The organism is Methanocellales archaeon (genome assembly GCA_028715985.1).
Taxonomy (GTDB): Archaea; Halobacteriota; UBA148; order UBA148; family UBA148; genus UBA148.
Map to the genome: position 1 here is coordinate 1 of JAQUQR010000009.1, position 12,624 is coordinate 12,624.

At 42.4% G+C, this 12,624-nt stretch carries 15 protein-coding genes; 6 read left to right on the forward strand and 9 right to left on the reverse strand.

What is annotated here, in order from left to right; all coding sequences use genetic code 11:
* Positions 1–262: 262 nt before the first annotated feature.
* The 4 genes from PHI74_07125 to PHI74_07140 form a co-directional block, all read right to left on the reverse strand.
* Entirely contained in the window at positions 263–1,846 is a 1,584-nt protein-coding gene (locus PHI74_07125) for a helicase-related protein (protein MDD5485781.1), read from the reverse strand.
* Between the two features lie 286 nt (positions 1,847–2,132).
* Complete coding sequence (glyS, locus tag PHI74_07130) at positions 2,133–3,782, reverse strand: glycine--tRNA ligase (protein ID MDD5485782.1); 1,650 nt, start codon at positions 3,780–3,782, stop codon at positions 2,133–2,135.
* Positions 3,783–3,787: 5 nt separating this feature from the next.
* Entirely contained in the window at positions 3,788–4,630 is an 843-nt protein-coding gene (locus PHI74_07135) for a CBS domain-containing protein (protein ID MDD5485783.1), read from the reverse strand.
* A 320-nt stretch (positions 4,631–4,950) separates the two neighbouring features.
* Positions 4,951–6,063: an amidohydrolase family protein gene (locus PHI74_07140; GenBank protein MDD5485784.1), complete on the reverse strand. Its 1,113-nt coding sequence runs from the start codon at positions 6,061–6,063 to the stop codon at positions 4,951–4,953.
* 483 nt (positions 6,064–6,546) lie between these two features.
* On the opposite strand from PHI74_07140, the gene PHI74_07145 reads away from it, so the two are divergent.
* The 3 genes from PHI74_07145 to engB are packed head-to-tail and all read left to right on the forward strand — an operon-like array spanning position 6,547 to position 7,599.
* On the forward strand, positions 6,547–6,798 hold the full coding sequence (locus tag PHI74_07145; protein ID MDD5485785.1) for a hypothetical protein: 252 nt from the start codon (positions 6,547–6,549) through the stop codon (positions 6,796–6,798).
* A 5-nt stretch (positions 6,799–6,803) separates the two neighbouring features.
* Positions 6,804–6,977 carry a preprotein translocase subunit Sec61beta gene (locus PHI74_07150; protein MDD5485786.1) on the forward strand — a complete coding sequence of 58 codons (174 nt, stop codon included), beginning with the start codon at positions 6,804–6,806 and terminating at the stop codon, positions 6,975–6,977.
* Positions 6,961–7,599, forward strand: a complete 639-nt coding sequence (gene engB, locus PHI74_07155; protein ID MDD5485787.1) for a GTP-binding protein EngB — start codon at positions 6,961–6,963, stop codon at positions 7,597–7,599. The genes PHI74_07150 and engB overlap by 17 nt, the downstream gene beginning before the upstream one ends.
* Before the next feature lie 144 nt (positions 7,600–7,743).
* Here the strand turns inward: engB and PHI74_07160 are convergent, their stop codons facing one another.
* Genes PHI74_07160 through PHI74_07170 form a run of 3 tightly spaced genes read right to left on the reverse strand, consistent with a single transcriptional unit; the run spans position 7,744 to position 9,952 of the window.
* Positions 7,744–8,646: a carbohydrate kinase family protein gene (locus PHI74_07160; protein ID MDD5485788.1), complete on the reverse strand. Its 903-nt coding sequence runs from the start codon at positions 8,644–8,646 to the stop codon at positions 7,744–7,746.
* Positions 8,647–8,652: 6 nt separating this feature from the next.
* Positions 8,653–9,714: a hypothetical protein gene (locus PHI74_07165; GenBank protein ID MDD5485789.1), complete on the reverse strand. Its 1,062-nt coding sequence runs from the start codon at positions 9,712–9,714 to the stop codon at positions 8,653–8,655.
* Positions 9,715–9,748: 34 nt separating this feature from the next.
* Positions 9,749–9,952: a hypothetical protein gene (locus PHI74_07170; protein ID MDD5485790.1), complete on the reverse strand. Its 204-nt coding sequence runs from the start codon at positions 9,950–9,952 to the stop codon at positions 9,749–9,751.
* Positions 9,953–10,597: 645 nt separating this feature from the next.
* On the opposite strand from PHI74_07170, the gene PHI74_07175 reads away from it, so the two are divergent.
* From PHI74_07175 to PHI74_07185, 3 genes are read left to right on the forward strand one after another with little or no spacing between them, the layout of a single operon-like run.
* Positions 10,598–11,146: a nucleotidyltransferase domain-containing protein gene (locus PHI74_07175; protein ID MDD5485791.1), complete on the forward strand. Its 549-nt coding sequence runs from the start codon at positions 10,598–10,600 to the stop codon at positions 11,144–11,146.
* Positions 11,143–11,601 (forward strand): hypothetical protein, encoded by a 459-nt coding sequence (locus PHI74_07180; protein ID MDD5485792.1) that lies wholly within the window; start codon positions 11,143–11,145, stop codon positions 11,599–11,601. Before PHI74_07175 ends, PHI74_07180 begins: the two co-directional genes overlap by 4 nt.
* A 32-nt stretch (positions 11,602–11,633) precedes the next feature.
* Positions 11,634–11,837, forward strand: a complete 204-nt coding sequence (locus PHI74_07185) for a hypothetical protein (GenBank protein ID MDD5485793.1) — start codon at positions 11,634–11,636, stop codon at positions 11,835–11,837.
* Positions 11,838–11,944: 107 nt separating this feature from the next.
* Here PHI74_07185 and PHI74_07190 read toward each other — a convergent pair whose 3' ends face one another.
* The gene (locus PHI74_07190) at positions 11,945–12,112 is read right to left on the reverse strand and encodes a hypothetical protein (protein MDD5485794.1); all 168 of its coding nucleotides are present in this window, start codon (positions 12,110–12,112) and stop codon (positions 11,945–11,947) included.
* An 18-nt stretch (positions 12,113–12,130) separates the two neighbouring features.
* Entirely contained in the window at positions 12,131–12,622 is a 492-nt protein-coding gene (locus PHI74_07195; protein MDD5485795.1) for a PD-(D/E)XK nuclease family protein, read from the reverse strand.
* Between the last annotated feature and the right edge of the window lie 2 nt (positions 12,623–12,624).

Here is a 12,624-nt window from a genome sequence, read left to right on the forward strand (position 1 = left end):
TCTGAAAGCCAGAAAGCATAGGAATCTGGTCAAGGAGATCAAGCTGGTGATATACAATACGATATCGATAGAGCAGTCAGGAGAGCATTTATGTTCATTCGGATAGAGGTTTTCTACAAGGCCAAATCTTATATCTTGTATATGTCCTATCTTAAATCACAGACCACAATCAAATCCAACCATATAAAGTCAAATGTAACCCCCAATTCAATGAAGACCACCTCTATCGATGACTTAATTTATATGACTTAATTTATTAACATCAAAATTTACCTAAAAAGCTTTGCTTTTGTGGGGCCACCCCCAATCCTGCCAGCTCCTCACTCAAACTCGCAACTATCTTTCTCATCTTCTTCTCCTTGGCCATACTAGCCCAATAATAGGTTTCATCTGCCGTCCCCTCAGTAATCAATATCTTAACCCTTCCAAAACCCCTTCGAGCCGTCCTACCCATCCTTTGGATAAGTCTGATCTCGCTGGGGACGGGTTCGTAAAAAATGACAAAATCTACTGACGGTATATCCAGTCCCTCCTCTGCAATGCTTGTTGCTACCAATATGTTGTATGTACCACTCTGAAATTCTCGAAGTATGTGGGACTGCTCGTCCTGCGTAAGCCCCGGGTCATGTTGCTTGGAAGCCTGACCCACAAATCTTATTGGTCTCGCCAGTTCCACCTCTTTCAGGCTGTGAACGATCTTCGTCGCGGTATCCCTAAACTGAGTAAAAACGATGATCTTTGATTTGGGGTTCTGTGACAATTCGCTCATTATCGCCTGTCTCAGCTTTTCCTGCTTTGGATGATCTATATTCAAGTATTTTTTCACTAGTTCCGTCAACACCGAAAAGCCTTGGAGCCTTGTGACCCTTCTTGCAAACTTAACATCTCTCTTGGCTTTATCCTGTATGCTTTTTAGAAATTTGTGCAATACTTCTATGTCCTGTGTCGTCAGAACTTCGATAGCGTGTGAGAGAGATATCGCTGCAGCTTGAAGTATGATGGCGGTGTATACGCTCCCTTGCCTTTTGTCTCGGTTTAGATTAGCCCTCAGCCTTTGACCCAGTATCAACAAGTCCCTTTTGCTGATGTATTTTGTTTTCTTGTATGTCAACAATCCCATAGATTGTAGTTTTTTTATCTCGCTATTGAGCATGCCCACCAAGACATCCCCAATCTCCTTATACTCCTTGGGCAACTCCACTTTTTGCCAACTCATCGTCAGGGGGTGGATGTATGGTTTTACATCATCATCCTCTTTAGATCTATATTCTATGGCATTGATGAACAAGCTCTCATACGTCCCCCTGATCACCGTTCTGTCTTGCCCAGGGGAAGCAGTCAATGCCAAGATGAGCGGATCGATGCACTGATCCATATATGTCTCTGCAATTTGGTTGTATGCATATTTTTTTCTGGCTCTGTGAGCTTCATCGAATACGATGAGACAGACATCGCCAAAATCATAGCGACCGCCAACAACATCGTTTCTTATAAGCTGTGGCGTTGCAAAGATGATTTGTGCATTTTTCCATAATTCAACTCTTTTTTTAGGCGCCACTTTGCCGGTCAAAACCTCGAAATCATCGATGAGGAGAAATCTTCTGAAACTATCGTGATGCTGTAAAACCAGTGGTCTCGTGGGCGCGAGGACCAAGATCTTTTTCAAAGGATGAATACTAAGCCTGTGGGCTGCCACTAAGAGAGATATAACTGTCTTGCCCAAGGCGGTTGGAAGTATGACCAGCGTATTATGCTCTAAACATGTATTGAGGATGTTTTGCTGGTACAATCGTTCTTCCACCGTTTCCGGTCGGATCAGTGGATGAGACACGTATTTACTCGCCATCAAAGAAAAATATGGTCCGTAAACATAAATAATTACTTGATTTTTGGATTTTAAGATGAAAAGACGTCAATACGCTCTTCTGGATAAAACTCTTATCATAAGGGAACTAAGCTGATGTCACGCCACGCCATCTAGCTTAGTGTGGCGATCATGGCGATCGCAAGCGCAAGCAATAGGTTGTTTATAATCCAAACCTGCCAAGGAAACTATATTGTATTGTGTAGTGCTATACGCTCCTAGGGGACGTACCACTTTAAACATAAACACTGTTGATACGTATAATCAATCAGATCAACACTCCAACATTTTCAAATATAGCCTCCCCAGCGATCAACTTCTTCATCACGCTAGAAAGGTCTTCGATAGGAACCCGTATCTGTTTCATTGAGTCCCTCTCTCGGATGGTTACGGTATCGTCCTCCAACGTCTGGTGATCTATGGTTATGGCAAAGGGCGTTCCGATCTCATCATGGCGTCTATATCTTCGCCCGATCGTGCCGGATTCGTCATAGTCGATCAGAAATCCGCTTTTGCGTAAGGAGCTCTCTATCTCCCTCGCTCTCTTGTCCAAACCATCCCTTGAGAGTAGTGGTAATACGGCTCCTTGCACTGGCGCAATATTGGGGGGAAGACGGAGAACCACCCTCTTCTCACTTTCTACGGTCTCCTCCTCAAAAGAATGCTCTAACAATACGTAAACGATCCGATCGATGCCATACGAAGGCTCAATGACATGTGGTATGATTCCCTCTCCGCATATCTCTTCCTGAACGCGCTCATATTCGACCAAATCCTTTGTAAGAGGAATTATCTCATCCCCAACTTGAATCACACCTTCTTTGAATTGATCTGGACTTAGTGCTCTGAGTGCCTCTATGATTTTAGCTGCCCGGTCCTTGAATTTGCGTCCTATGGCACTTACGTTTGGTTTTATAATCGTTCTTTCCCTCATTATGGGTTGCTCATATGGGGTGAAAACGGTCATTTCGGTTTGGCTGTGCTTTGCGTGAGCTTTAAGATCGTAGTCCCCTCTATTGGCAATGCCAACTATCTCGGTCCACCCAAATCTGTCTGTTAGTGCCTCAGCATCCCAGCAATCACTTGCATAATGGGCCATTTCTTCTTTTTTATGTTGCCTAAACCTGATTTTTTCCGGCGAAAGTCCGATTTTAAGTAAAAACTGCTGGATCAATGCAATATGGTATCCCATTACTTGGTGTTTTATGATTCCTTTTTCGACTGCATCTTTTACGGAGATATCCAGATTGCAACTATTGATAGCCTGCGCAGGATGTAATCGCAGCATGGTATCCTTGACTTCGTCAAAGCGCGGATGCTCATTCATTTCGGGATCTATGAAAATCTCGACCTCAGCTATCGTGAATTCCCTTAGGCGTAGGGTACCTTGTCTGGGCGATATCTCATTTCGATAAACCTTTCCTATTTGTGCAACACCAAATGGAAGTCTATCCCTGTAAAACCTTAACATTCGATGAAAATCGACGAACATTCCCTGTGCAGTCTCTGGCCGGAGATATCCAATTCTTTTGGAACCCGGTCCAATGGAGGTTTTAAACATCAGGTTAAATGCATATGCATCGCCAAGCGAACCACCACATTCTGGACATTTTTCAAGGGCCAAATCTACTTTAAACGCCTCCCCACATTTTTTACACTCGACCATCAAATCAGTAAAATTGTCCACATGTCCAGATGCAACAAACACCTCTTCTATATTCATCGTCGGCGTTTCGATCTCATAGAACCCCTCTCTTATTACATAGAAATCGCGCCATGTCTCCTTGATCCTTCTCTTCAGGGTAGCTCCCAAGGGTCCAAAATCCCAAAATCCAGCAGTAGAACCATAAATCTCAAAAGATGGCCAGAGAAACCCCCGTCGCTTTGCCAGCTCTATGACCCTCTCGTATTTGTCCATCGCGATCACTTGATCAAAATTTTGATCAAATTCTTGTCTAGAAGTAGCCCCTCTAGCTTGTTGTGCGCTGTCACTACCGGAATTTGATCAACTCGGTTACGACGCATCTTTTTTGCGCAATCGCTGATTTCTGACCGACGAAATGCTTTTATGACATCTTTGATCATTACATCTTTTACCGGAACTTCTGGTAGCTTTATGCGTGAGACACTATAATAGAGGTTCATCGTATCCCTCATGCTCTCCCATGCCCACGCATCCCCGTCAGATGCGGCCGACATGTCAGATTTTTCAACCGAATCCTCGATCTCGCTTACATCAAGCAGATCTCTTTCGGTTATGATGCCGACCAGCTCCCCCTTTGAATTAAGCACTGGCGAAGCCTCCTGATTGCTCAATCGCAGAATATCCATGACAACTGGTATGGGGGTGCCCTCCCAAATTGCAACCAACTCAGACTGAACATACGCTTCGATCGAGTCTTTTAGGTCCATGTTGGCGATGGCTCCTACTAGGTCGGCAACAGTCAGAATTCCTATAAGCGCATCGTCGATTACAACAGGCAATCGCCGTATGTTTCCTCTAAGAATCGCTTTTGCTGCATCAGATATATTGCATTCTGGGGAGATCGTAATGAGGTCTCTGGTCATTATCAGCGCAAGCTGCTCTTCATCCGGATGTTTGAGTAAGTCTGTTCTGGTCACTATTCCGACCAATTTTCTGTTCTTGATCACCGGAACCCCAGAAACGCGCTCACTCTTCAGTATTTTTAAGACATCGTCTCTTGACCCTGGAACGGTTGCGCATACAACATCTTTTATCATTATATCTTTGACTTTTATTGACATTATCTACCCCTACTATGTTATGTAAGACGGTCACCGAAACTGGTGGTTTTCTTATGACCTTTTTATATCAAACTTTTTTCCTAAGGGTTTTTAAAGATATGTTTTTTCAAGCATAACAATCATTACAGATCTACTTCATAATTCCTCTGCAGAATTAATGATTTCGGTAGCAGACCCTCGCGTGAAAAATGCACCCCCTTTATTAGCCCTTTATTTGACACTCTTACTTCCTTTGTCCTTGTTCATGGAGTAAATATATAAACAATATACACCTGTTACATGTTGAAAAACAACCTGAAAGGAAGCATCGCTTTCTTATCTTATCCGCATACATCCTGTCGATTGTGATCCTTTTGTGTATAAATCTTTTCCCCTTCAATCACCGCAATTATGTCATCGGGCCTTGCCCGTCTTACGATACCACTTATGGGATTCCTCACACCCCTCATGTTGTTTGATTCACCGTTGACGATCATTATGTGTGCTGTTTTGTCCTCAACGATCGAACCCATTCCAGCCTCAAGACCTAATGCCTTTGCCCCATTAAGAGTGCAGAGCGTAAATACTTGTCTGTCATCCCTTAAAAATGCTTTTGCCACGAATTCAATCTCAGAGAACATATTAACTGAATTAAGCATTACGTTGTCAGTTCCTATCGCTACAGTTATACCTAACTCGATCATCATCTCGATCGGCGGTCTCGTCCATGAACATCCGACACCTGTTACGAAGTTCGATCGAGGGCAGACTACCACGGGTATATTCTTATCGGCGACCATCTTGAGATTTTTACGATCTGCATGAGTTAGGTGAACCAAGAAATCCGGGTCCAATTTCAATGCGTCGTCAATATCTGCACTATTTGCCTCACCTGCATGTATCGCAAACAGCTTATCCTCCTTTCTCGTCAGCTCTGCCAACATCTCCAGATAATCCCAAGGGTGGTCGTTAATGCTACTCATGCCAATGCCGTCTGTGATTTTTAGAATTCTTTCAACATCGCCGTCTGGGCGACCCAAGACGATCGGTTTTACCCCTCTTATGCAAGCCTCTTTCAGGGCAAGCACCCCGGTTACACCCCCCTCCCTAAAATCGGCAAATGCGGCGGTACCGCAACATCTCATGTCCAATAAGCTTGACCTCATAGATGAAACTAGTTCATCTTTTGGCGTTTCTGATAAGATTTTGTGTTTCAGTCCGCCGGGCGAAACCAATGCCTCCAGAGAATCAAAATTTACATCCTTTGCGACAGAATCGCCGATGTGTGTATGTGCGTTTATAAATGCCGGGGCGATAATTCCTTTTAAGACGGAATCCACTTCTCCGGTGGCGACCTCACTAACTATCCCGTCTTTGATGACCAAATATCCTTCTATCACATCAAAATCATCGCCATATATGATGCTACCCAAGATGATGTGTTCATGAGTCATGAGGACGAATTAAATAGGTTATCGCAGATTAAAACTTTTCCGCTTCACAAGCTTTGCATAAAATCAAGAAATATAGAATAACTACGACTAAAGATCATATCAGAACATCAAAAAGTTTAATTTAGGCCGCACGCTTTTCACAACCCAGAGAGAAAAGACGAGAGTTTGAAGGGGATAGGGAGGTGACACCCACTCTGGGTTTTTATGGGCGCGCGGCGCAACGCCCCTTTCCTATTTATCGTATTAGGATAAGACGTTTTATGTATGATACATCCTGAGTCAGGGGTGGATTGTTGAGATGTGATACAGAAATGGAGGAAATTTCCACCCCTTCTAATATATGCTTTTTACATATACCTTATTTATCTCATATCTTTATCTACTTTAGTATTATGCTTTTATAGTAGATAAATGTATTGGTTTTATACCCAAAATATAAGTACTAAAAAGACTATCTTTAGTTAAAGGAGGCATAGAGTCATCATGAAGAACGGATTTATGTTGGGAAAGACAGAAGCCGGTGTTTTACGACTTGTAGCTGAATGCCATGCTGATGAAGAGATAATAAGATGTATGATGGGGGTTGGACTAGCGTCATCGCGCCATATAGTGAAAGAGGCAATAAACCGATTAATCCAGAAACAGTTCGTCGAGAGAGTTGACGATAATCTAAAGTTGACGGAAGTGGGTAAAAAAACGGTGGAACTTATTAAGGTGGATGTTGTTGAGAGGTAGATTTCATGGCCAAGAAAAAGGAATCCAAAAGCGGTTTAATGTCCTCTGCGGGTTTGATGAGATATTATGATGTGGAAAAAACCGCAATCGCAATCAGTCCAAAAGCAGTTTTTATCATGGGCATTCTTGTGGCAGCCATCGTAATAATGTTGAGCGCATATTATGGTATGTGGCCTTAGTAATAGCAGTAATAGAACAGGGCAAGAAATCATATTCCTTGGACGCTCAAATGTAGGTAAATCCACCCTTCTCCGTCAATTGATCGGTAAGAAAGTTCGGGTTGGAAGGAAGCCTGGAGTAACGCTCAAGCCCAATCAGTTCTTTTTGGATGATTTGCTCCTCACTGACATGCCTGGGTTTGGGTTCATGCATGGGGTACAAAAGCAGAAAAACGAGCAAATCAAAAGCTCCATCATTCGCTACTTAGAAGAGCATTCAGATCGAATTTTGCTTGCCGTACAAGTCATCGATGCAGGGTCTTTCGTCGATTTAGTGGACCGATGGAGCATGAGGAATGAAATGCCCATCGACGTTGAGTTTTTCCATTTTTTACATGATCTTGATCTTGATGTGGTTATTGCAGTCAATAAAATCGATAAGTTGGGGGATGTAGAATGTGGACTAGATGCAATCGTTCAGCGATTGGGCATGTATCCCCCCTGGAGACAGTGGAGAGACCAACTTGCTCTGATATGCGCAAAGAAGGGACAAATAGACGAGTTAAGGGAGCTGATAAAGAGCAGGTTGCATGCTATTAAGCGGGACGATTTGTTGAAGCATTTTTCTAGCATTGTACGTTAGATAATGACGGCTCCATAGATGGCATAATATTCCTGACATCACCTTCCTAAAAGAGTAATTCAGCTTCGCCGTGGATTGAGAAGATCATGCTGTTAACATTTGTGAAACCCTGAAAGTTAATGGGTGATTAACTTTATTCGAAAGCTACCGCTTGGGAAACGCAATCTCTAAATCCCTCTTATGGGGCAACCCTTTTCTTGCACCGTATTCGCTGATGCATCTAGCTGCGAAAAAGTTTCCCATCTTTCCGCAATTATGGATATCCTCTCCACCCAGCAAGCCGTATAAAAAACCAGCAGCGAAAGCATCACCAGCTCCCGTGGTGTCGACAACCCTTGTTTTGCAGGAGGAGATCAGGTGTGCACTTTTGCCATTTGTTACATAACATCCCCTTCTACCAAGGGTAGTTGCGACTGTCCTGGTGCCCAGCTCCAGCAATAGCTTTGACCCCTCTTCATAATCAGAATTTGTAAGCGCCCCCATCTCCTCGTAGTTTACAAAAATCACCTCACTTTTTTCGATAATGGGCTGTAAGGTCTCCAAGGAAAACTTGGAGCATGACATGCCAGGATTGAAGCTCACTCCCGTTTTTATACGCTCGATTAGCGATATCTGCATCTCCAGTTGTCTTCTGTCTACGAAGGAACTCATATGCAGGAATTTTGCCTCCCCCATATACTCAACATCAACATCGCTCACATCAAATTCATCATTGACGCCCGGGTAAATGTAAAGCGATCTCTCCCCTTCGTCATCCACAAGTCCTATGGCTAGGCCGCTGTTACCCTTCAGTACCTTTATTCTGTTTATATCAACGCCCTCATTTGCAAGGTCTCTTAAGATGACCCCCCCTTCTTCATCGTTGCCTACCACCCCCACAAATCCTGTTTTGACTCCCACCCTTGCCAATCCAAAGATTGTATTTGCCGCAGAGCCGCCAGGAGACTCTCTCACCTCTTTGATTCCAACCTCTTCTCCTGCTTTTGCTATTTTAGTGACGACATACAGCTTATCATAGTTCAACGCTCCAAGACCGAACACATCCATGTTTTTTCACCCCAGTTTTGCCGCCTCCCCTCTCACAAGATTTCTAAATCTCTTGTGTATCTTGACCACCTCGTCTAAATTCCCTTTGTCCTCCAGGTAATGGAAGTAGGGAAGTATCTGGCCCGACTCCATCAGAAAATCTTTGATCTCAGGTGTGATTAGCTCATCTAGAATGCTCTCTGGATCCTTTTCAAACCTATCCCGTTCTGTTTCCCAAGATTTGACGATTCCAATCAGACGCTCTCTTTTATCAAAAGCTCTCAACACCGGATGCAAAAACCGCATGTCCAAGGATGCCAGACCTATGCTTGCATAGGGAATCGCATATTCATTCCCATTGAAGACAACCGCCAATCCGCCGTGCTCTCTTGCCTCTTTTAACATCTTGTAGTCCGTAATGCTATCTCCAACTACTACCATATCTCTCAGCTTGGCTTTGTTCTCTTTAGCTATTTTATATAGGGCCTGGACTTTTCTCTCCCCTCCAACCACTCGCACTCTTTCTAGGACGTTTCCGTAGCCAGTCTTCGGAAGCTCCTCAAAAAAGAATCGGTCTAAGATCTTGACAACTCTTTTATGATCCTCCATATGTGGATAAAGTCGGATGATCTCTCTCTCAGCATGTTCTATCACATCCAAATCCCCCACATTCGCCTTTAACTCCTCCAATGAAAGCTTTGTGCAGGTGATATCATCCCTTGGAACGTTTAGCTTTGCACCTATTTGGCGGGCGTGCTGCTCATAGCTTGTTGAGATGATGTACGTCTTCCAACCCTCATGCTGAAGTGTTGACACCAACTCTTTGGCTCCATCAACGATCTTTGCCCTTTTCGATATATCCTCTATATCTTTCTCTGAGACTCCATTGAGCAACAAAAATGGCACTATTAACGCAAGGGTATCGCCGGGCTCATAGCCATCCCTGCCCTCAAGTGCTATTATGTCATCGTATTTGCTGATGACCTCAAATATCTTCTCTCCATTTTCAGCCAGAGATAGGACCTCATATGCATTGTCCTGAGGTGATAAAGGGCCTTCCAAGTCAAAACAGATTATTCGTGGTCCCATCTTTTTCTCTCCCTCCCCTAAGCGAGGTTGATCTCTATCGCTGAGATGTTGGTTGGTCCCCCTTCTGTACCCCGAATATCGGTTGAAATCTTGATATGATATCCTTTACCTTGATCTTAGGAAGGAATTTATTTCTCACGATTACTTTTTTTGAGCCACTGTTGAACTGTGTGATTACGGCGAGAACATAATTCATTGCCGGTTTACTTCCTACTAGAATAGTGTTATCCTCTGCCATTAATGATCACCTACAGCTTCTATCCTCGATGAGTGAGCTAATAAATGTTTTTATTGGAGCCCACGAAACCGATGATCGGATGGGGGAATGATATTGGAAATCCTTTTAGAGCAGGTTCGCATATAAGGAGTTAGCCAAATTTTCTTACGCCTCCTGTCGTCGGTAAACCTCGAATCCTTTTAGATGGGTGCCTTCTTTAAATCGATAAAAAGAAAAAGGGTTTTCAATTGCATAGCAACCAAACCTAACATTGATTTGATGGCTCATTTCATTTGCCCATTTTTTTGATATATTATATTAATGGGGATGGGGGCTAAAAAAGCCCCACATCTTGTCCTTCGGGTATATTCGCTCTCTATACTCGAATTTATCAGTAATCCAAAAAGAATGAGGTAATACACAACCACTAGTAACTCAAAAAACTTGAAGAATCGGAAAGTCATTATTCCTGATGATCACCCATTAAGATTATCCCATAAGATTTTTTATAGTTATTTGATACAATTTACCACAATAAGACAATTATAAGGAATTTATCCCGAATCCGTGCCCCCTCCCAAGGCTTATGTCAGGTAAAATCAGAGTTCCAGTTGGGGTTAAAACAAAACCGAAAGTTATATAAACTAAAGTAAATGTCTATTAACTGTGGTAAACATATATAAACTCAAGTTAACGATCCTCCAACAGGAGATTCTAAGGCTTTTGTTTGTAAAAGCGGGAATAACCCTTAATCAAAGACAGATTGCAAACCTCTTAGATGTATCGCCCCCGGCAGTAATGAAAGCCCTGCCTAAACTGGAACAAGAGGGCCTGATCAAATTTGATCAGGACAAGGAAACAAAAAGGTGGTCCATTGAATTAAACAGAGATAATCACAGGGTAATGCAATTAAAAAGGGCAGACAATCTAAGGCAAATATACGAAGCAGGGCTTGCCGACTTTTTAGAAAAAGAGTTTGCCGGAGCGACAATAATCTTATTCGGAAGCTATGCAAGAGGAGAGGACCTCATCAATTCTGACATAGATATTGCTGTAATTGACAGGGAAGATAAGCAAATAGATGTAACAGAGTATGAGGAATTGCTGGAAAGAAAAATAAACATCAATGTTTATGATTCATTCAAAAATATTCATAAGAATTTAAAGGAGAATTTATGCAATGGAATTATGCTCACAGGGGGGGTTGAGCTATGAAAGCGATACGAAGATTTGATGAGCTCATAAGGGAGAACATTGTCAAAAAACAAAGTATAGACAAATCGAGGGCAGAATTTCTGATTAAAGAATCTGAAAATGGTTATAATAATTTATTAGAGATGATGGGGAAGATAAAATTAAACGATACTAATGCAAATACTTTTGTAAAATCCTGCTATGACATTCTAATGGAACTTATAAGGGCAAAAATGCTTTTGGAAGGCTATAATGCTTCTGGTTATGGAGCTCATGAAGCAGAAGTAGCCTATATGAGAGTTATAGGCATTGATGAGCGGGATGTGCAATTCGCAAATCAATTACGCTATTTTAGAAATGGAATGCTTTATTATGGGACGATCTTAGATAAAACATACGCAGAAAAAGTGATAACGTTTACAAAGCGCCTCTATCGCCGATTGAAAGAAATAATACAAAATGACGTTGCTAAATAAAGAAAATATTAAAGATAACCCCACCTCGCCTGATGCCCGGCAGGATAAGTAACATCATAATGAGGGACAAGGCAAAACCAGCAAAAGCAGGAAGCAAGTATTTGTTCTCCCATTTCAGATTGGGATTGCTTTTCAATTTTACAATATATGGGACGCCTGTTCTTGCCAGCACGCCAGCAAATACTGCAAGAAAGACAATCCAACTAAACATTTCTCTACCTTTTTCTACCTATTAATAAATCCTGATTTATCTAACCTAGTAGATAGGTAAGATTTGCTGTGCTTTCAGTTTCCTAAAACGCTCTCACCTGATGATCGGATGGACGAGAAAACCTTATTTATTTTACTTTATTTCACTCTCACAATTGCACTTATAGACCCATTTACAAAACCCGCACTCATCTGACGGTTCGGGCATCTCTCCTTCCAACACATCAACTGCCCGTTTGAAAATCTCCTCAGCATTTTTGACGTTGACTTGAATCTTTATCAAGTCAGCATGAAAATCCACATTACCGTTCTCATCAATCTAATTCGGATGATAAAACAGCAAATAGGTGTAATCTTCTGTTTGATAACCGTTCTTACGCAAAAGCAGGTTATAGATATACATTTGGTCTTGATAATACGTGTGGGTATCCTCTCTTACAGCATATCCTCTTGTCTTGTAATCCAAAACGATGAGCAGATCCCCTTTCTTTAGGATGTTGTCAACGGCACCCATGAAAATATTTCTCTTCTCATCGATCCATTGAATGCCCCTAAAGTTGTTTCTCCAGACGTTAAGCAATTCTTTATCCTCAAATAGCGTTACCTCTCCGCTCAACTCTTGTAGCTCGGGCGGCAACTCCCCTTTCTCAATAAATCTATCAAAATGCTCTTTGAGAATTTTATCCATTCCGCTCGGCAGAGACGGAAATGGTGCATAGGGCCGTCTAATATTTTTGTTAAAGTGAAGCCAGAAGCATCTGGGGCACTCCTTCAACAAACTCAATGATGATGGGGAAAATCGGTAGGTCATTT

Bases quoted from the DNA above. Each gene is read 5' to 3' on its own strand.
- PHI74_07195 (MDD5485795.1), bottom strand. From the start codon at position 12,622: ATGACCTACCGATTTTCCCCATCATCATTGAGTTTGTTGAAGGAGTGC.
- PHI74_07185 (MDD5485793.1), top strand. From the start codon at position 11,634: ATGCCCGGCAGGATAAGTAACATCATAATGAGGGACAAGGCAAAACCA.
- PHI74_07145 (MDD5485785.1), top strand. From the start codon at position 6,547: ATGAAGAACGGATTTATGTTGGGAAAGACAGAAGCCGGTGTTTTACGA.
- PHI74_07140 (MDD5485784.1), bottom strand. From the start codon at position 6,063: ATGACTCATGAACACATCATCTTGGGTAGCATCATATATGGCGATGAT.
- engB (MDD5485787.1), top strand. From the start codon at position 6,961: ATGGTATGTGGCCTTAGTAATAGCAGTAATAGAACAGGGCAAGAAATC.
- PHI74_07150 (MDD5485786.1), top strand. From the start codon at position 6,804: ATGGCCAAGAAAAAGGAATCCAAAAGCGGTTTAATGTCCTCTGCGGGT.
- PHI74_07160 (MDD5485788.1), bottom strand. From the start codon at position 8,646: ATGGATGTGTTCGGTCTTGGAGCGTTGAACTATGATAAGCTGTATGTC.
- PHI74_07180 (MDD5485792.1), top strand. From the start codon at position 11,143: ATGAAAGCGATACGAAGATTTGATGAGCTCATAAGGGAGAACATTGTC.
- PHI74_07135 (MDD5485783.1), bottom strand. From the start codon at position 4,630: ATGTCAATAAAAGTCAAAGATATAATGATAAAAGATGTTGTATGCGCA.
- PHI74_07125 (MDD5485781.1), bottom strand. From the start codon at position 1,846: ATGGCGAGTAAATACGTGTCTCATCCACTGATCCGACCGGAAACGGTG.
- PHI74_07165 (MDD5485789.1), bottom strand. From the start codon at position 9,714: ATGGGACCACGAATAATCTGTTTTGACTTGGAAGGCCCTTTATCACCT.
- glyS (MDD5485782.1), bottom strand. From the start codon at position 3,782: ATGGACAAATACGAGAGGGTCATAGAGCTGGCAAAGCGACGGGGGTTT.
- PHI74_07170 (MDD5485790.1), bottom strand. From the start codon at position 9,952: ATGGCAGAGGATAACACTATTCTAGTAGGAAGTAAACCGGCAATGAAT.